This is a genomic window from Kluyvera sichuanensis (assembly GCF_040930405.1).
GTDB lineage: Bacteria > Pseudomonadota > Gammaproteobacteria > Enterobacterales > Enterobacteriaceae > Kluyvera > Kluyvera sichuanensis.
On sequence record NZ_CP162271.1, the window covers coordinates 398,287 to 416,290 of the forward strand.

Below are 18,004 nucleotides of genomic sequence, written 5' to 3' on the forward strand. Positions count from 1 at the left end.
AAGTAACCGGCTGGTGGGCTGTTTTCTGAAAAGAAAAAATCAGTTATTCGTTAACTTCTGCCAGATAGCAGAGACATATTTGACCTGATGACGCGCATCAGAGAGGGCATTGTGCATATCCCCATCAAATGGGATGTCGTAGCGCGGATTAATACCGATAGCTTTACCCAGTTCTGTCATGGTCCGCACGTCGCGATCATTCCTAAACTTCCACGGACATTCGATATTGGCACGGTCATAGGATGAACGCAGGATCACGTTGTCGAACGACGCACCATTTCCCCAAACCTGCACATCAGAACCAGCGTCAGAGTTTTCGCTGATGAAATCAGAAAATAACTCCAGCGCATTAATCAGCGTCATTGTGTCGGCCATAGCGATCGCCGAACGAGCCTCAGGAGATTGTTTTAACCACCAGATAATTGTCCCGGCGTCTGGGACACCACCATGGAGCATGGCGGATTCAAGGGAAACCGCTGTATAAAACTCTGCCCCTGTATTGCCGGTATTCGGGTTAAAGAACACTGCGCCGATCGAAACAATAGGAGCGTTTGATTTATTTCCCATGGTTTCGAGGTCGACCATGACGTGCCGAAAATCATTGTGATGACCGGTATCGTTAATTATGGAACCTGTTTGGCCACCATCTTCAACATCGCCTGCAACTGCGTCAGCTGCAGCTTTGCTGATTGGTATTTCAGAACCAACCGCGGTTTCATCATTGAGAGCTTCTTCCATCTGCACATCAGTGGTTTCCTCGGTTGGTTTTTCTGGGGTTGCTATCAGGTTATCGATGGAGAACATGCCGTCGCCAAGATTCGCAATCTGTGGCTGGCTGCCAGCAATCTTTGCCCATTCCTGCAGGTTGTGCGTTTCGGCACTTTGCTCATCCACGATCGATTGTTCATCTGCTTTTGCCCACTTCGGCATCGCATGCTGTTTAGTTGATAGGTCTTCAGGATCCATCGGGTCACTGATTCCTTCTACAAATTCACTGCGCCCGGCGACGAGCTTTTTGCTTACTTCTTCGCACTGGCAATCATCAGCTGTAGCATCCGTGCTCTCATCTTCTGGCGAAGGTAAATGCCGAGCGGCAGCAAGTAATTCAGCGCTAGGGTTTGCATGATCGGTTTCTGTCAGGTTTTTGCTGATATAGGCAAGGTGTTCACTCGGGAATAAATGGATCTCCGGGCGTGCCTGGCGAATCAGGGCAAATATTGCGGCGCGGGAATAGTCCAGGATACCGGCGGACTTCCGCAGCAGTTCAGACCAGGCGCTAAACGCGGGCATTGTTTTTGTGTTTTTGACGATGTCCTTACTACGCTCCAGTATCCCTCGAGGGAACGCATAAATATCAAAATCCATCGGCAATAATGCTGCTGCGATCTCAATATCCAGCGTATCAAGGGAATGCTCTAGCAGATCTCCGCGGTCTGTTTTTCCAACGCCGCCGGCGTTTGTCCCTGTGTCCGTTGTTTTCATTGGGATCGGGCCACAAGGTTTTCCTGTACGCCATGCTTTCACGAATACGCCACGGTTAATATGCGGGGTTATCCACCAGTCACGGATGAAAGAGATTAGCTGATTGAGCTCTGGTTTTTTATTTTCAGACGGCCAGATTGATCTGATAGCTTCGCACAGGAAACTAAGGTTTGCGTCGTTCGCTTTATCCTTAAACTCACCGGCGTTCTCGGCAGCCAGAAGCAGATTCTGTACGTAGCTGTTATCGGTGTCTGTTTCGGCATCCGCGATTTGTTTAATCAGGTCCGCATCAGCAATGGACACCAGCTCATGAGTTAGGTATTGCGCCAGTAAACGACGGCGGAATGACATGCTGGCAACAGCCACCTGCAGGTTTTCTGACTCAGTTTGTGGTTCTTGCTTCCGGGTCCAGGCTTCCACCACTGCAACGCGCTCATCTTCGGTGTCGCATGTTTCATAGTCCTGAACGAACAGGGCTACGTCCTGCCCGGTCATATCATCAGTTTTTTCATGCCAGATTTCTGCCAACAGCTTAACCAGCAAGCTACGCGCCGCACAGGCACAGCCTGACTCGATAAGTTTTGTTGCTAGTTTATCTGTCAGTTCTAAAACGTCCGAGGATGTTAGCGCAGCAGCTGCGACACACAGCGCATTGTGAGTACCGTCCTTATTCTCGAGATATTCATTGATGGTGCTGACTTCTTCCTGTGATGGGTGTTGCTTGCCGTAGAGCCAGTGGCAGGCTACCTGTTGTGCAGGGGAGAGCTCGCGAACAGAAATGTAGTCGTTACTCTCTGTTTTAGTCTTTTCGGAAACAGCTGGTGGCGTGGCTTCCACAACGATTTTTTGCCAGCAGTTGTTGTCATCGAGCTGGTAACGGTCGCACCAGGTGTCATCCAGTACGCTTTCTACTGGCAGATCGTCCAGAACAGGAAAGTTTGTGCGGATAGGGAGCTGGTGGTCGGCAGCACGCCCGACGGTGATCCCTTCGTCCTCAAGGATGTTCAGTATCTCGCGGTCTGCTCGCGAATCAGATTTTGCAGAAAACCAGCAAAAAATGCTTTTAGCCTCAGTGGCTTTCGCTTTTGCTTTAATCAGGTACGCATAGTTGTTCATTGCGTTCTGGCTCCTTCAGGTTGTAAGATACCCGGCAGCTGATGGCAGCCGCCTTGGTGGTGGTCATTGGTCAAAACTCGAAACCGGAACGCTTTGGTCGGCTTTCCGGGTGCTTAACCCGCCTTGCGCGGGTTTTGTGCTTTATGGGGCTGAAGAATCGCTCCGCAGTAGCTGCGACACGTGAACGCCGTCAAGCGCTCGCAGGATAGGCTCAAAGGTTTTATGAGCTGGCAGTTTAGATACCGCAGTGATTACGTCTGTAACAGTGATCTCTTCGCCTCGAGGGCTATAACCGCCACCGGGCCCGCGCTGCGAGATAACCAGATTACCGTTGCGCAGCTTTTTGAATATCTGCTCAAGGTATGAAGTGGACAGCTTTGATTCTTTGCTGATAGCTGTCAGGGACACCGGCGAACCATCGTACATTTTGTTCAGGGTAGCGACGGCCTGGACGGATGCCAGAACGCGTTTCATTCCAAATTCCATATTCACATCTCCGGCCGCGACGGCCATTGGTCAAAACTCGATTAGAAACTTTTTACTGGCTGTTGGTCGGCAGCCGGGTCGCCTTTCTGGGCGAGGAAGTAGCAGAGTCGGCGGATCCACACTTCGATTAAATTCAATTTCACGGCTTGTTGACGAGCTGGTTCGCGTGCAAAATCAATCATGATTTCTCCTTTGTGCCTTTAACGTCTGGCTGACGGAACGGTACTGCCTGCTGCGCGTTGATTATTGTCATCTCATCCGGTGCTTCGTATGCCGCCGGCAACTACTGCGTGGGCTTCCTGCCTTGATGACTGAATTTGTGAAATCATTATAGACACATTGCGTGTCTATGTGTCAACACAAAAGGTGATGATAACAGGCGCGTGCAAGGACCACTGAACAATGGGACTGAATTGGTTATAAAAAACCGGCTAGGAGCCGGTTGAGAGGGGGGTTACTCTTCTGCGGGTTTGTATCTACCCTGGAGGTATTTAGCGACGTAATCGTCAATTTCTTTGAGGCGCACTTCGAAGAGATCAATCATTTTATCTTGTTCGGCCGAAGGAAGCTGATCAAATAGCAGTAGCAAACGCCGCTGTTTTTCTGGCAACTCCTGCCCTTTGTTCTGCTCATCACCGAAAAGAATAAAACTAGGCGTAGTATCAAGGTATCTGGCGAGTGTAATGGCGTCATCTACACCAATGTTCCTCAACCCTCCCTCGTAGTTCCCTACTCTTGAAGCAGTAGACCATCCGCACAACTTGGACAGTTGCGCTTGGCTTAACTTCTTACGTTCACGAAGAGACTTGAGTCTCTCACCAATAATTTCAGCCATAGATTTCATCCCGAAATATTACCACGCTCCGTGGCTAGAGGTGTGACACATTCTGAGGTTGACCATGGACACGAAATGTGTCTAATATGACGCATAAAATCTGTGTAGGAGTAACCCGTGAATAACATTGCCTTTGAGCGCCAGAAATTAGGATTCTCGCAATCGCAGCTAGCCGAAGCACTTGGCTGGGGCCGCTCTCGATTATCTAACTACGAAGCCGATCTTAGAGAGCCAGGGCTGTCAGAATGCAGAACCATCGTTGAAACACTTAACGCGTTGGGAGCTGAGTGCACTCTGGACAGCGTATTTCCTACCGATCCCGCTATTAAACAGGATGGAAAATCATGCAATCAGTAGCGTTCGAACATCTTAACCGGCAAAAAACCGCTTCGCTGAAAACAAAAAATCAGTATTCGCCTCGTCGCCGCGATGGCATGCAGTGCCAGAAAATTTATGCGGCAGTGCAGGAATGGGAATCCACAATTCCTGGTAAAGCACAGGATGTGGTGGCTCAGCTGGTGGCCGAACAGTGGGAAAAACAAAACGGTCGCGGCATCAGTGTTAACAAGCAAAACCTGTACCGCTATCTGAAGAACGAAAACGGTTCTGAGAAATACACCGGATATGTCATCCAGCTTTCCACGGCGATTGCTGATGCCATGCCGATTGAAGTAGCCCGTAAGTACGGTTTAAAGCGCGGGTTAACGGAAACAGAGCTGGTGGCCAGTGCGATCAAAGAGTGTAGCGATGCTCACCAGGCGAAGTTGTTAGGTGCTCCGGTTCAGAAGCTTGAGCGCGAGATAAGAGAGGCTGCAATCGCATTGTTTAACCTGCTTCCAGCAGATCTGGCGGGACCACTACTGGCGAGCGTAGCCGCCGTAGCGCCACAGTGTTTTTAATCGAGTTTTGACCAATGAGTACCGTAAAGAATCGAGAGGAGGCCACATGAGCATTGACGCAATGCGATGGGCCAAAAAGGTGAAGACCGGGAAATCATCTGCAAAGGCGGTATTAACCTGGCTTGCAGATATGTGTGGGGCGGATCTTTGTGCCTTCCCATCCATTCCAGCGCTAGCCGAAGCAACTGAACTGGATAAGAAAACCGTTCAGTCCAGCCTGCAATATTTAGTGTCCATTGGGCTGATTCAGGATACCGGTGAACGTCGGGGCAGGACAAAACAAATTCCTGTGTACCGTCTCCTTGGTGTGGAAGAAAGCATTGGAGATTTAGAACACACCCGAAAACGGGAACATTACCAAAACCGGGATCGTTTAAATGCACCCGGAAACGGGGTTGTTACACCATCAAACGATACCGAAAACGGTTGTGTTTCCGGTATGAAAAACGACCAAACGATCCCGTTTTTTCCGTCAAACGATCCCAAAAACGGGATCCGGAATCTACCAAAGGAACCTAAAGATCTAAACCCCATACATAGAGAGGTGGTCGGGCCAGATACCCCTACTTATCCTGGACAGCCAGGAATTGCGTTTGGTGGTAGCCAGTCGTTTGGAAAATTCCAAATGTACCAGGGCTGGAAACCTTCCGGAGATTTCCAGCGGCAAGCGGTGCTGTGGGGAATGCCAGTTAAGCAAGGGCTAAACCTTCCGGCGGAACTGAGTAGTTTCATTGCCTACTGGCAGGCTGAGGGGAAAGTTTTTCATCAGGTTCAGTGGGAGCAGAAGTTAGCCCGCCACCTAAACAGGGCAGTAGCCCAGCCAAAACCAGTACAAGGGGAAACAGGTCATGTGGGAACACGAACCGAACCAGCAGCATCCAGAGCTGTTCAACAGATACGAGCAGCCCGTGAACAACGGCAACGTGCTGCAGAACACTCAGGCGAGCGAAACAGCCTGGCGTCTGTGGGAAGTCATGGGCGAGATATTTTCGAATCGCTGGATTCAGAAGAACGGGGAAGAACCGTCAGAACTCTGGATGGCCCAAATTGGAACGATGAGTGAAGCCCAGATTGCGTTGGTGTGTAGTCAGTGCATGGAGCGGTGTGCTTTGGGTCACACATGGCCGCCAGATCTTGCTGAGTTTGTTTCGTTGGTTTCTGCCAGCGGCGCCAACCCATTCAATCTGACCTCTGACGCCGTTCTTACAGAGTACAGACTCTGGCGAAACGAATCATACCGTTATTCGGGGAGCGATAAATACCCATGGAAACAGGATGTGCTTTATCACATCTGCATTGAAATGCGCAGAACCGGAGTGGAAAGAAACCTGACAGAAGGAGAGCTAAAAAAGCTGGCAGATAAGTTACTGACGAAGTGGACGAAGCATCTGGCTAACGGCTTTTCAATCCCGCCGATACGCCGCCAGTTAGCTGCGCCAAGTCACCCTTCGGGGCCGACGCCAGCGCAAATACTGATGGACGAGTACAAGCGCCGCAAAGCGGCAGGTTTAACCAAGTAAGCGAGTTTTGACCAATGACCAAAAAGACCAAAGACCGAGTAACACAGGCGCAGCTGGTGCTCGCCATTGTGGGCAGAACGCCTGATTGCGTCCTGCAGGATATATGCGAAGCGCTGGATCTTCCGTCAAGCAGTGCAGGAAATCATCTGCGCCAGCTGTATTACGCAGGAAAGCTGGGACGGATTAACAACGGCACTCAGTACGTTTACCGGGTACGTGCAGGCGTTGAGGTACCCGATGTTGAACTGCCAGATGTGGCGCCGCGCTCTGCACCAGAAAACCTGCAGGAAGTTCAGGAGGCGATGGCAAAGGCCAAAGCGCTGGAGAGCAAAGGGCTCTGGCGGAGAGCCGCGACGGCTTACACCTCGATCATGGGGATGACCAGCACTTCAAACGAACTATGGGGCATTGCAAGGCTGCGCAACCGCTGCCTGCGTAATGCACGATGCTGATGAACATTCATCACAACAGCGGGAACGGCAGAGTAAAACTAATTCGGGGAAATCGGGCATGAAAAAAACGACTGAAGGTTTAACAGTGAACCAGTTGGCTGAATGTAACGCAGAACTGGTAACCGCAAACGAGAAACTTAAACAGCAACTGGCAGATGCGCAGGCGGAAGGGGCCGAACTGGCTGGCGAATACCTGAAACAGTACGCCCAAGGGTTGCATGAAGATGCGCGCTTGGTCCTGCAGGATGCCGGAGAACTCTGCAATGGATTTGCCGCCCAGTTACGCCAAGGAGCCGAGCATGACTAACCAGCCAATGACAAATCGCGAACTAGTCGATGCGGCCATTGAGCTTGCCGGTGAATTTTACGCGATGCAGGGCTACTCGCACCGCCCAGGATTTAAGTACTGGGAATCACCGCACCCGCAAGAGCAGCTCGTTTTTAAAATGGCCTGCCACGCATTTGAAATTATTCGCGGCTCTGACGTTATGGACGCTATTGCTGACTTGGAGGACGAGGAATGAACGATATCACCGCACTGGCGCTGCTCGTCAGCAAAGCAAAAGCGTCCGCATTCACAATGGAATATATCTCTCAATTTGAGGCCAGCGATATTGATTCTGATGATGTCGATTTGCGATTCGAAGTCGATGGAGTAGAAACCGGCACAAACGTTTCTATCGTTGATGAGTGTGGACAGGCCGCGCGGATGATTCGGACTCTGGTAGAGGCGCTGGAAGCTGAGCAGCATAAAAGCGCTAAGCAAGGCCGCCATGCCTGCGAACTTTTCGACGAGGTGAAACAGCTGCAGGAACAACTGAGAACTGTCGAGTTATCGAATAGCGTGCTGGAGTCCCGCACAGTCACCGTGAAGCTTCCTGAGTTACACGTGGGGGTTGTTCAAAGTGGGCATGCGGTAATGGTGCCATACCCAGCAGGACACTGGTTTAACAAAACGGCGATTTTTGAAATGCTCGACGCCGCTGGCATCCAGGTTATCGAAGGAGAAGGATGATGATTGCAACAATCGGAACAATTCTGGTCTGGGCGTTAATCGGCATTGCGGGAATAGGCGTTGCTGTGTGCACCGTTGTCGGCTTCATGTTTCTCACTGGATATAAGCGCTAAGGAGCGTAAACAGAATGACTAAATCATCAGATGTGCATGACCTGTTAACTGCCTACCAGAAACAGGCGCGGAAAGTACCTGCAAAGGGTGTTTACGCCTCAAAACAGCGACGTGATGAAGTACAGGCGGCGCACACACGAAAGGTGTTGCGTCAGCGCAAGCGGTCGGTTGGGAAGTCCAATAAATTAGGGTGTCGTCGTCGGGCTGAAGTGCTGACGGCGATGATTTGCGAAATGAACTTTTGGGCGCTTGTGTGCCGCTCTAACCGTAAGCAGAAGCGTGCAGCATGAATATCAACTTAACAGACCCAGCTAACCATCCTGCAAACAAACCGCTTACCGCTGAGCGGCTTATCCGCCTCATCGCAGAGCTGAAACGCTCCCTCCAGTACCAGAACGGCGGCGACATGGCATGCGTCATTGCTGATGCTATCAAGGGGCTGGAGGAGCTGCTGGTGAGTCGGGAGGCGGAGAAGAGTGCATCACTACAGCTACGCAACCTAATACGCCGCCGGCATGCAGAATGGTCGGGGAAAACGTTCGGCGATGTTGGTCCTGTTGGACCACTGAAGCATCTTTCGAAAGAGGCGCTTGAAGCTGCTGCTGACATTGACGATCTGAGCGAATGGGCTGATATGCAGTTTCTTCTTTGGGACGCACAACGCCGAGCGGGTATCAGTGATGGTGAAATTACTGCAGCAATGGAAGAAAAACTGAAGGTTAATATGCAGCGAGAATGGCCTGAGCCAAAGGATGGAGAGCCAAGGCTACATACGAGGGAAGCACCGCAGGAGGTGAAGTGAGTAACATGGTCTATATTTCATCTGCATGTGCAACGAAAGGGTAAAATATGAAAAAGAAGTATTATGTTGAGTTTGAATACGACGACAACCCTCATAATTTCACAGCAGTTGTAGATATTGAAGATGGCGATTCAGACCCCGTTATCTTGGGTAAAGTGCTCGCTGAAGTTACAAAGGAACCAGACAGGATTTATGGGCTAGGAGGGCATGGAGCATTCAGGGCGTTAAAGCTCTACGAATTACTACCGGAGTGACTATAACCCCCTCAAATACCCAGTGGGTTTTTTCATGTCGAAGCACAACATTGCAGCAAAAAGGAGAGATGATTATTACTTGATTAAAGTTGACTAGTTGTGCCCTGGCCGATTAGTTAAAATAAATAGGATTCTAAGTAAGATTCAGGCTTGATATTAACCGAGCCTGAATCTTACTATTAACGCTAGTTGAGTTAGGATTTAATAATATCTGAAATAATATCTTTGATTGCTTTAGGTTTACCGTAAAGATACCCTTGAGCATACTTTATATTTTTACTATGTAAATACTCAACTTGCTCCTTGGTTTCAACGCCTTCAGCAATCATTTTTAATGATAGCTCGTTACCAAGATGAATTACACTATCAATTAGCACGCTTGATACAGCGTCAGTATTTATTTTATCTACAAATGAGCGGTCGATCTTAAGGATGGAAATATAGTGGTTGTGTAAATATGAGTAACTCGAGTAACCTGTGCCAAAGTCATCAATAGCCAATTCAATACCAGCTTCATGTAATAATCTAAACAATCTTAGGGTTGTTTTATCCTGAGGTATAATCTCTCGCTCAGTTAGTTCTAAAATCAATCTCACGCCCTTGTTTTTAACTTGACTTAAAAAATTAATACAATCCTTGTACAGAGTCAAATCATCAAAATGTTTAGCAGTTATATTAAATGATACATAAAATCCATCAGGAAGTTCACCATCAATACTATTAATAATAGTAGATACTTGTTTAAACAACCCTTGCGTTATTGGTATTATCAGGCCTGCTGCTTCAGCTTGCGGAATGAATATATCTGGTCTTACAAGACCTTGTGTAGGATGTGACCATCTAACAAGTATTTCGATGCCACTTGTTGTTCCATCTTCAATTCGTGTTATTTTTTGTCCAAATGCGATAAATTCATTTCCTTCGATACCAAGCCTTATATCATCGCTCATGGTATATGGTTTTCTTGAACGTCGAATTATTACGAATGTTAGGGTGAGAAAAAGAAAGGCCAACACATAAATATGATGTTTCTGAACGTGTAGATACGCAGATACAATCGAATTGTAGTTAAGTCCGGTCGTTAATTTGTATGGGTACTGATGAGATATAATTGATTGAACTGCTACGTGCGAGTCTGTCATCGAACGCCAGGATAATATCCCGTCGCCAGATACATAAACACCACCTACAGAAAACTGAATTGATAATCCAGCATCAGATAATTGCTTCATTATCATCTGTAGATACATTCCATCTATAGCCGTGACATAAAACATAGAGCCATAGTTATTTTTCACTAATAAGATAGGGTGCTGACTTTGAATTAAATTTCCAGTAATTAGTGCCATTCTGTTATCAAGATAGTGCTTTTGAGGATCTTTTATATTCAAATTTCCAATCAACGAGTGGCATTTTATGACCCCATTTTCACCAAATGATATTGATCGCACAAAAGGGGTTGTGGTTATAATTCGTCTAATCTCTGGAAGCGCATCATCGCATGTGTTACGGGTAGACATCAGATTCATAACTGTATCATTGGTTTTGTTTGCATATGAGATCATGTCATCAACAATGATTGATATTTCGTTGATTGTTTCTTTGTTTTTTTGATTTGAGTCATAAGTGAAAAAAATAAAATCCAGGAGTAAGAAAAACAGAAAAATGACCGTCAGAATGCTAACTGGTTTTATGATGTCTCTTTTTTTTCTATGCATATAAATTATTCCAATTTAGAAATAATAGAACATTTGTGCTATTTTCCCTTGAGATTTTTTGTGTTTATTAAATGGTTTCCACATGACTCGGGGTGTTTTAATTTTTATAGTGCTAATGTTACTATATTGTCTCTTAACGATTGTATCCAGTTCTTCATAAGTAAAATCAATGAAATGGAGTTTTGAGGGTGAGAACGGCATAATTGTTGCTAGAAAAATATCAGATATAATCATTTGGTTAACTCCCTTGGCCTACGTTTCACTATCATAGACTCTTAGTCAAGTTTGATAGGTCTGTTTTATTTTTCCCACAAGAATATTAAAATGTCCAGTTATAACACCATTATGTGTCTAACATGATTATTGTCAACATAACACATTTGAATTGTGCAAAAAAAAACAAGCATATAAGCGACTGTTTTTTAATGGTTTAAGAACTTGTAGTTATAAAGAAAAATTATAACACATTTAGATAACTACTATTTTTAGTGGCACCAATAAAATGCTTAGCATGATAAGCATCTCATTTTATTAGTATCAGGAAACCATTTCGATGGATGCCTAGGCTGGCTAGATATCGTCAGTAGGTGAATAAACATTGGGACGCATGTTGGATGATCCCGTTTATCATGTGAATGCGACCATGCGTTGTTATCCAAAGACTATTTGTTACGCAAGACTCAATCGGCGAGACTGTCGGGCGGTGGTCATCTGGTATAAGAGCGAGTAGCAGTAAGGCTACGTGCTTGCCGAAGTACCAGTATCCGGCGTGATGACATACGAGATCAACGTAATACGACGCGCCGAACCTGACGAATTACCCATAATATAGGCCCGAAAACAGCCCAGAAAATACCAGAACCCGCCCCGGCGGGTTTTTTGTTGGCGTCATAAAAACTCATTAGAAACAACATAGTAACCTTCACAAAAAATGCCTTTATAGGATTGATAAATCTGCTGCATGGGTGTACTGTTTATTTATACAGCATTTCGAGTGGAGGACGTATGAGAGTCGAAGTCACAATCGATAAAAAGAAAAAGTTACCCGATGGCGCAGTACCTGCACTGGAAGCCGAATTGCTACGCCGATTAAGCCAGAATTATGAAGACTGTAAGCTGATGGTCCGTCGTACCAGTACCGATGGCCTGAGTGTCATTGGTGGCGCTGATGGCGACAAAAAGCGAGTCGAGCAAATCCTGCAGGAAACGTGGGAAAGCGCGGACGACTGGTTTTATTAATTCGACGCCGAAACAGGGCAGTAGCGAGGGGTTTGTAGTGGATCTAAAACAGAATATGCCTGATCAGGGCTATGTCGTAATTCGATGCGATGATGGCGTTATTGTCGCCAGGCTTCCATCATTTCCTGTCAGCGAGCGCGCGCTGATGTACCGCCGTGGGGATGTGATTTCCTTCATGCCTTTGCAGCCAGATGAGATAGTAGGCACACCGTCGTTATTCGCTCAAATGCTTGAAATGGCAAAGTCCCGACCTGGTTACCTGATTCCATCCGGTTCTGCTAAACTCCCGTCATAGGTCTGAACAGCCTATACCTGCTGCGCCACGGAGACACCATGGCGCAAAACACACAAGTCCCGATTTTTTCCCTGATGTGCAGCCACGTCAGCGGTTCTCTTTTGTCTTTTTTCTGCCGGGGTACGGTATGAAAAGAGACTGGTTCTATCAGGACAACCTGACCGAAGAACAGGCCGAAGAGCTGGTGGCCCGTTATCGTGCGAATAACATCACCGTAGAAAAAAGCCTAGATGCAGATCCCCGCTTTTGGGTTGTGTCCGCATTCCTTCCTGTATCTGACCGCCACCAGCGGACGCAGCGCTCTATGTGCTCGCGGGGGTGGAAATGAACGAGAAGGTTTACAACATCACCCCACTGGGCAAACCCCGAATGACCCGCGCCGATAAATGGAAAAAACGCCCGGAGGTTCTCCGGTACCGTGCTTTCTGTGACGAGGTGAGGCTGAACAAGGTCACGCTCCCGGAAAGCGGGTATCACGTTATCTTTGTTCTGCCGATGCCACCGAGCTGGAGTAAGAAGAAACGAGCCTTAATGGATGGGAAACCCCACCAGCAAAAGCCTGATAAAGATAATTTAGAAAAGGCGCTGCTGGATGCCATTTTTGGCGAGGATAGCCATATCTGGGATGGGCGCGTGACCAAAATCTGGGGCGAAACCGGAAAGATGATCATCCGGGAGGGGGAACCGTGCGAGCTCTCCTGATGCCAGAGATTGCCCGTCATATGGGTATTGTTCTGCTGAAGCCAGGCAAGGAGCTGATGGGCTTATTCAGCGGCGGACGTATTCTGATTGAGCGGCAACCGGACTCCATGAAAGATTTACCGTCGGGCAGAATAGCAGACGCCCGGCAGGTGCTGGCGGAAGATCCGACACTAACGCCATTCTTTCTGGATGCGCGTGTTGTTCGGGCTGCTGGTGGCGTTACGGCGCTGGAGGACTGGCTGGGCCGTAATGTTTCAAAATGCCAGTGGCCGCACAGCAACTACCACCACCGTGAGCTGGTGATGTTCAGGCATGAGCCGGGTTCAATTGTCGCGTGCTGGCATTGTGACAACGAGCTACGCAACCAGAGCGACAAAGTTCTGGATGAGCTGATCGCCAGAAACCTCGCTGATTGGGTGATCGAATGTGTTCGTATCAAAACCGGCTGCGCTGCGGACAGAATGCTTTCGCTGGCTGAGTTGTGCTGGTGGGCCGTATCAGAGGGGATAGGGGATGCCATAACCGAAAATATGGCGAGCCGTTCCCTTGGTCTGAAAGATGATCCTTTCCAGTCGGTCTACAAAGAAAGCGAGATTGTTCCGTCATACCCGGCAGCGGACATACTCGCCGAACGGATTAGCCTTGTTCCTGCCCGTCAGGCAACTGCTGAACCACAACCGGAACCAAAAGCTGTAAAACCCGTTGTTCAGGTTCAGGTAGACCCAGAAGCCCCCGCCACATTATTCGCCCGGCCTAAGCGTATTCGCTGGATATCCTCGCGCTTTATTGAATGGGTTAAAACCCAGCCGTGCGCGTGCTGTGGACAGCCGGCAGATGATGCCCACCATCTTATCGGATGGGGACAGGGCGGGATGGCAACCAGAGCCCACGACATTTTCACCATACCGCTATGCCGGGTTCATCACCGCCAGTTACATGACAACCCCGCCGCATTCGAGCGCGAGTATGCGCCGCAGCCAGTATTAATCATTCAATTGCTGGACCGGGCCTATGCGCTCGGCGTTCTGGCGTAAAGGAGAATCATCATGACACCACGTCAACGCCGTCTGCACCAACAAGGGCTCGCCACTGTCGCTGCCGCGCCCCGCAAAAGCTGGTTAGGCCGTTTTACTCCGCTCACCAATATTCAGGGGGGATGGATTAAATCACTTCTATCAACTTGGGGAGAGGGCGTTAGAGGAGGAGCTGCCCCACGTATGCCGCGTGAGCATTCCTGCTGGAACGTAATCAGAAGAGGGCGATGGTCAGATAAAGCTCTGGAACGATTTACCGTTGCGCTTGAGCAGGCTAGAAGCGAGGGGTTCAAAGGGGAACAGGCCTTAAAGAGAGCACATTGTATCATTTGGCCGCAAACCCCAGGCAGCGTCATTGATGAGGCGATTACCAATGATGACGTGGATTTTATTGAAGAGTCTGTACTGGCGGCTTTTGATATCAACGATCCCGTCTACATTGTCGGCCTGCAGTATTACACCACACGAAGGAAAATTGCTGATATCAGTAGAGAGCTACAGGCGATTGCCCCATGGCTTACTGATGGAGAAGCGCGGAAGCGAGTTCGCTGGTGCCTTGAGATTTTCCGGGCAAAGGTATTCCTCTCATCCCGTAAGCTGATGGAAGAGTGATTTATTTTAGCTATTTGTGCTCTTTATTTATTTTGTTATTGAAATCTGGCCAGAAAATCAGATAATTCATTCATGCTTGGCAGAGCTGCGCCACGATGACAGCGACGTTAAGCGACAATTTGAATATAGCGAAAGCCCCGCCAGTCGGGGCTTTTGTTTTGCGGCGATACGACAGGGGTATTCGCGGGATGCATTGCATCAGTACCCCTGTCACATCGCCGTTTCTCGCACTATCCCACAACATTTTCACTTCATGTAAAGGCTGCTAGATGGTGGACTTATTAATTATCAGGCACCGGGAGTCACTCCTAATTTATCCCTGAACATAAGAGACGCGGTCTGGCCTCAATTAGCCCTCAGTCCTGAAGGGGCGGGGCTATTCGCTGGAACAGCCTGTAAATAGGTGGATTCTAATCCTCCAGCATTTGTTTCTTGATTCACTTTCTGTAACTCTTTACGTTGTATGTTTACCCACACAGCATAAGGATTCAGGAAATGACGGATAGCTATGAGAGAAGTCGTACTCGGACTTTCACCGAAGAAGAGCTCGAACAGTTTGATTCGGATGCCGCAGAGTTTCTGGCCCAGGACGAACTTGAAGAACGATTGGGTGTAGCGCTACTGGAGGTCGAAGTTGAATGGGATGAATCAGAACGCATAGATGATCTTTCGCCAGGTATTGAGCCAGAATTCTATGACATCTATCTCGTTTATGCTGATAAGTTAAATCCATTCACAGTCATTTTCACGAAAGACGATGATACTTCGGGTTACTATCGGATCCACCGCCCTGAAGACTTGAGCGAGTTGAAAGAGAGTATTGCTCAATGGGTTCAGGATTGTGATATCGCTGACATGGAAGAGCAGGATCGGCAAGAGCACTATCGTCGTTTTGATGAAAATCGCGACTACGATTGATTTGCAAGACAAACAGCAAACTACCCACGATATGACCGCTGGTATCTTTTTAGGCTATAGAGTAGGCTTTATGAAAGTGGGCCTTAGGTATGAGCAATAGATATGCTGTTTTTTCTTGAAAGCACATGGCCAATGCTATCACTAGTGATCTTAGCAATGGCCATGATTGCTTATGGGTTACAACGAAAAATGATAATGACAATTTTAATACTTATTGCCGCAGGGGTGTTGGTGGCAGGCGCATTCTTCTTTAACCTTGAGTAGTAAAGCGATGTGAAATATACCCTACCAAAAGTCTGCTCTCCGGAGCAGGTTTTTTCCTTCCTGTATCTGGATGCTAACCCGTAGCCTGGGATTTACTCCTGAGCTTTGAACTGTAGGTCACCAGAACTTGTTACGTCTAGACTCTACAGTTGTACGAAGATGGGATGAATATCCTGAGATATGATTGATGATAAGCGGGGAGGTTGATGAAACGCGGCTATTACTGGATTCAGCATAATGGTGTCGTTGAAGTGGCATACTTTACACCTGAGGCATTTGATGACCTAGGAACAGGGAAGCGAGTCACTGGTATTTGGCATTTGCCATAGCGATGACACAGAGGTCCTTGAGGGACCGTTACTACCACCAAAATAAGTCAATCAAACCATTCAATCCCTGGCATATGCCGGGGATTTTTCATTTCAGGCTCTGGGTATCACTCCTAACTTACCCTTTGACATAAGAGCCCGCGAGCCTGATCCCTTTCCAACACACACAGCACCCGCCACGCAGCGAGGTGAGAGCATGTATCGAATGGACAAACTGACAACAGGCATTGCCTACGGTGCATCAGCCGGTAACGCCGGATTCTGGGTGCTTCAGTTGCTGGACAGAGTCAGCCCGTCGCAATGGGCTGCCATCGGCGTTCTCGGAAGTCTGATGTTTGGCCTGATGACGTACCTGACAAACCTCTATTTCAAAATCAAAGATGACAGGCGCAAAGCCGCTCGGGAGAACTGATGGCGAATAAAGCGAAATTGAGTGCCGCGATGTTGGCTCTCCTTGCAGCTGGCGCGTCTGCTCCGGCTTTGTTTGACCAGTTTATCAGCGAGAAAGAAGGCAATGCGCTGGTGGCCGTTGTCGATCCCGGTGGCATCTGGTCGCTATGTCACGGCGTCACCGTAATCGATGGTAAGCCCGTCGTGAAAGGTCAAACCGCAACCGAGGCCCAATGCAAAAAGGTTAACGCCATTGAGCGCGACAAGGCACTGGCGTGGGTTGACCGCAATATCAAGGTACCGCTGACGGAACCGCAGAAGGTCGGCATTGCATCGTTCTGCCCTTACAACATCGGACCGGGCAAATGCTACCCATCAACGTTCTATAAGCGCATGAACGCTGGCGATACGAAAGGAGCCTGTGAAGCTATCCGCTGGTGGATTAAAGACGGCGGCCGCGATTGCCGCCTGACCAAAGGCCAGAAGAATGGCTGCTATGGGCAGGTAGAACGACGGGACCAGGAAAGCGCGCTAACGTGCTGGGGGATAGACCAGTGAAGCCCACCAGCATCTGCATCATCGTAGTTGTCGCATTGTCTGGTGCGTTCCTCGCTGGTAGTGAGTGGGCGAACCGCAGCTGGAAAATAAAGTGGGCTGACCGGGATAGCGCGGAATCTTCACAGGAAGCGAACGCACAGACCGCTGCTCGTATGATTGAACATGGGCGAACAATAGCCCGGGATGAGGCCGTTAAAGATGCTCAAGCTCAAGCAGCGCGTGCTGCCGTTACTTCTGCTGGCCTGTCTGCCAGCGTTAAGCAGCTGCACGTCGAAGCAACAAAACTCGCTGCCCACCTGGACGCCGCAAAGCACACCGCAGATCTTGCCGCTGCCGTCAGAAGCAAAACAGCAGGAGCTGAAGCCGCAATGCTCGCCGACATGCTCGGAAGTCTTGCAGAAGAAGCTCGATATTATGCTGGACGAGCTGACGAAAGCTACCGGGCAGGAATGACGTGTGAGCGTATCTATGACTCAGTGAGAGAGTCGAACAACAATCCGCAGGCGAGGTGATGCCGGTGAAAAGTAATAGCGACCCACGTATCTATGGCAGCAAGTGGGACCGAGGACGACAGGCTTTCCTGCGTGCTCACCCGTTGTGCGTGATGTGCCAGGAGCAGGGAAAGGTTGCCGCCGCGACAGTGGTGGACCATATCATTCCGCACAAGTTGAAAGAGGCGCTGCGCTCGGGAGACAAGGAGGCGCTATCAAAAGCCCAAAAGCTATTCTGGGACCAGAAGAACTGGCAAGGCTTATGTAAGCCTCACCACGATTCAACGAAGCAGCGCATGGAAAAGAGAGGGGTTGCCATAGGCTGTGACGCCAGCGGCATGCCCCTCGACCCTGCGTCGCACTGGTTCAGGCGATAGCCACCAGCAGCGCGCCAGAGCGCCGTGGGGAGGGCGGGGTAAGAGTTCACCCCCCTCGCTACGAATGACCGCCGCTCGTCCTTTTTACACACAACCGCGAAAT

27 protein-coding genes are annotated in these 18,004 nt (G+C 48.8%); 22 read left to right on the forward strand and 5 right to left on the reverse strand.

Annotation, left to right across the window (positions count from 1 at the left end; translation table 11 throughout):
• Window positions 1-39: 39 nt before the first annotated feature.
• The 4 genes from AB2B48_RS01870 to AB2B48_RS01885 all read right to left on the reverse strand — a co-directional run bounded on the left by AB2B48_RS01870 (window position 40) and on the right by AB2B48_RS01885 (window position 3,928).
• Window positions 40-2,598, reverse strand: coding sequence for an exonuclease (locus tag AB2B48_RS01870; protein WP_368300642.1), 2,559 nt, complete (start codon window positions 2,596-2,598; stop codon window positions 40-42).
• A gap of 141 nt (window positions 2,599-2,739) precedes the next feature.
• Window positions 2,740-3,084 carry an Rrf2 family transcriptional regulator gene (locus AB2B48_RS01875; RefSeq protein ID WP_368300643.1) on the reverse strand — a complete coding sequence of 115 codons (345 nt, stop codon included), beginning with the start codon at window positions 3,082-3,084 and terminating at the stop codon, window positions 2,740-2,742.
• A gap of 41 nt (window positions 3,085-3,125) precedes the next feature.
• Window positions 3,126-3,266, reverse strand: a complete 141-nt coding sequence (locus AB2B48_RS01880; RefSeq protein ID WP_368300644.1) for a hypothetical protein — start codon at window positions 3,264-3,266, stop codon at window positions 3,126-3,128.
• A 272-nt stretch (window positions 3,267-3,538) separates the two neighbouring features.
• Window positions 3,539-3,928 (reverse strand): helix-turn-helix domain-containing protein, encoded by a 390-nt coding sequence (locus AB2B48_RS01885; protein WP_322262854.1) that lies wholly within the window; start codon window positions 3,926-3,928, stop codon window positions 3,539-3,541.
• Between the two features lie 108 nt (window positions 3,929-4,036).
• On the opposite strand from AB2B48_RS01885, the gene AB2B48_RS01890 reads away from it, so the two are divergent.
• The 11 genes from AB2B48_RS01890 to AB2B48_RS01940 all read left to right on the forward strand — a co-directional run bounded on the left by AB2B48_RS01890 (window position 4,037) and on the right by AB2B48_RS01940 (window position 8,974).
• Window positions 4,037-4,276 (forward strand): helix-turn-helix domain-containing protein, encoded by a 240-nt coding sequence (locus AB2B48_RS01890; protein ID WP_322262853.1) that lies wholly within the window; start codon window positions 4,037-4,039, stop codon window positions 4,274-4,276.
• Window positions 4,264-4,818: a toxin YdaT family protein gene (locus AB2B48_RS01895; protein ID WP_322262852.1), complete on the forward strand. Its 555-nt coding sequence runs from the start codon at window positions 4,264-4,266 to the stop codon at window positions 4,816-4,818. The genes AB2B48_RS01890 and AB2B48_RS01895 overlap by 13 nt, the downstream gene beginning before the upstream one ends.
• 46 nt (window positions 4,819-4,864) lie before the next feature.
• Entirely contained in the window at window positions 4,865-5,881 is a 1,017-nt protein-coding gene (locus tag AB2B48_RS01900; protein ID WP_322262851.1) for a DnaT-like ssDNA-binding domain-containing protein, read from the forward strand.
• Window positions 5,793-6,338, forward strand: coding sequence for a replication protein P (locus tag AB2B48_RS01905; protein ID WP_368300645.1), 546 nt, complete (start codon window positions 5,793-5,795; stop codon window positions 6,336-6,338). The genes AB2B48_RS01900 and AB2B48_RS01905 overlap by 89 nt, the downstream gene beginning before the upstream one ends.
• 14 nt (window positions 6,339-6,352) lie before the next feature.
• Complete coding sequence (locus AB2B48_RS01910; RefSeq protein ID WP_368300646.1) at window positions 6,353-6,790, forward strand: PerC family transcriptional regulator; 438 nt, start codon at window positions 6,353-6,355, stop codon at window positions 6,788-6,790.
• Window positions 6,791-6,848: 58 nt separating this feature from the next.
• Window positions 6,849-7,097, forward strand: a complete 249-nt coding sequence (locus tag AB2B48_RS01915; protein WP_368300647.1) for a hypothetical protein — start codon at window positions 6,849-6,851, stop codon at window positions 7,095-7,097.
• Window positions 7,090-7,314 carry a hypothetical protein gene (locus AB2B48_RS01920; protein ID WP_234502511.1) on the forward strand — a complete coding sequence of 75 codons (225 nt, stop codon included), beginning with the start codon at window positions 7,090-7,092 and terminating at the stop codon, window positions 7,312-7,314. The genes AB2B48_RS01915 and AB2B48_RS01920 overlap by 8 nt, the downstream gene beginning before the upstream one ends.
• Window positions 7,311-7,805, forward strand: a complete 495-nt coding sequence (locus AB2B48_RS01925; RefSeq protein WP_112205439.1) for an ead/Ea22-like family protein — start codon at window positions 7,311-7,313, stop codon at window positions 7,803-7,805. The genes AB2B48_RS01920 and AB2B48_RS01925 overlap by 4 nt, the downstream gene beginning before the upstream one ends.
• A 127-nt stretch (window positions 7,806-7,932) precedes the next feature.
• On the forward strand, window positions 7,933-8,208 hold the full coding sequence (locus tag AB2B48_RS01930) for a hypothetical protein (protein ID WP_112205441.1): 276 nt from the start codon (window positions 7,933-7,935) through the stop codon (window positions 8,206-8,208).
• A complete protein-coding gene (locus tag AB2B48_RS01935; protein WP_325915581.1) occupies window positions 8,205-8,720 on the forward strand; it encodes a DUF550 domain-containing protein in 516 nt (171 codons plus the stop codon). Before AB2B48_RS01930 ends, AB2B48_RS01935 begins: the two co-directional genes overlap by 4 nt.
• A 47-nt stretch (window positions 8,721-8,767) precedes the next feature.
• Window positions 8,768-8,974, forward strand: coding sequence for a hypothetical protein (locus AB2B48_RS01940; RefSeq protein ID WP_112205443.1), 207 nt, complete (start codon window positions 8,768-8,770; stop codon window positions 8,972-8,974).
• A 194-nt stretch (window positions 8,975-9,168) separates the two neighbouring features.
• Here AB2B48_RS01940 and AB2B48_RS01945 read toward each other — a convergent pair whose 3' ends face one another.
• Window positions 9,169-10,692 carry an EAL domain-containing protein gene (locus AB2B48_RS01945; protein WP_325915582.1) on the reverse strand — a complete coding sequence of 508 codons (1,524 nt, stop codon included), beginning with the start codon at window positions 10,690-10,692 and terminating at the stop codon, window positions 9,169-9,171.
• Window positions 10,693-11,697: 1,005 nt separating this feature from the next.
• Between AB2B48_RS01945 and AB2B48_RS01950 the strand changes: the two genes are divergently transcribed.
• From AB2B48_RS01950 to AB2B48_RS02000, 11 genes are all read left to right on the forward strand, one after another.
• Window positions 11,698-11,931: a DinI-like family protein gene (locus AB2B48_RS01950; protein ID WP_112205449.1), complete on the forward strand. Its 234-nt coding sequence runs from the start codon at window positions 11,698-11,700 to the stop codon at window positions 11,929-11,931.
• Between the two features lie 37 nt (window positions 11,932-11,968).
• The gene (locus tag AB2B48_RS01955) at window positions 11,969-12,226 is read left to right on the forward strand and encodes a hypothetical protein (RefSeq protein ID WP_309300376.1); all 258 of its coding nucleotides are present in this window, start codon (window positions 11,969-11,971) and stop codon (window positions 12,224-12,226) included.
• 127 nt (window positions 12,227-12,353) lie between these two features.
• Complete coding sequence (locus AB2B48_RS01960) at window positions 12,354-12,554, forward strand: hypothetical protein (protein WP_112205451.1); 201 nt, start codon at window positions 12,354-12,356, stop codon at window positions 12,552-12,554.
• Window positions 12,551-12,928, forward strand: coding sequence for a RusA family crossover junction endodeoxyribonuclease (locus AB2B48_RS01965; protein WP_112205453.1), 378 nt, complete (start codon window positions 12,551-12,553; stop codon window positions 12,926-12,928). The genes AB2B48_RS01960 and AB2B48_RS01965 overlap by 4 nt, the downstream gene beginning before the upstream one ends.
• Window positions 12,913-13,962: a DUF968 domain-containing protein gene (locus tag AB2B48_RS01970; protein ID WP_112205455.1), complete on the forward strand. Its 1,050-nt coding sequence runs from the start codon at window positions 12,913-12,915 to the stop codon at window positions 13,960-13,962. The genes AB2B48_RS01965 and AB2B48_RS01970 overlap by 16 nt, the downstream gene beginning before the upstream one ends.
• Before the next feature lie 12 nt (window positions 13,963-13,974).
• Entirely contained in the window at window positions 13,975-14,574 is a 600-nt protein-coding gene (locus AB2B48_RS01975) for a hypothetical protein (protein WP_112205457.1), read from the forward strand.
• A gap of 495 nt (window positions 14,575-15,069) precedes the next feature.
• Window positions 15,070-15,492, forward strand: a complete 423-nt coding sequence (locus AB2B48_RS01980; protein ID WP_172728736.1) for a hypothetical protein — start codon at window positions 15,070-15,072, stop codon at window positions 15,490-15,492.
• A 789-nt stretch (window positions 15,493-16,281) separates the two neighbouring features.
• A complete protein-coding gene (locus tag AB2B48_RS01985) occupies window positions 16,282-16,497 on the forward strand; it encodes a class II holin family protein (protein WP_166514170.1) in 216 nt (71 codons plus the stop codon).
• Window positions 16,497-17,033 carry a lysozyme gene (locus AB2B48_RS01990; protein WP_368300648.1) on the forward strand — a complete coding sequence of 179 codons (537 nt, stop codon included), beginning with the start codon at window positions 16,497-16,499 and terminating at the stop codon, window positions 17,031-17,033. Before AB2B48_RS01985 ends, AB2B48_RS01990 begins: the two co-directional genes overlap by 1 nt.
• Window positions 17,012-17,545 (forward strand): DUF2514 domain-containing protein, encoded by a 534-nt coding sequence (locus AB2B48_RS01995; protein ID WP_368300649.1) that lies wholly within the window; start codon window positions 17,012-17,014, stop codon window positions 17,543-17,545. Before AB2B48_RS01990 ends, AB2B48_RS01995 begins: the two co-directional genes overlap by 22 nt.
• Window positions 17,545-17,901, forward strand: coding sequence for an HNH endonuclease (locus AB2B48_RS02000; protein WP_368300650.1), 357 nt, complete (start codon window positions 17,545-17,547; stop codon window positions 17,899-17,901). The genes AB2B48_RS01995 and AB2B48_RS02000 overlap by 1 nt, the downstream gene beginning before the upstream one ends.
• Window positions 17,902-18,004: the final 103 nt, after the last annotated feature.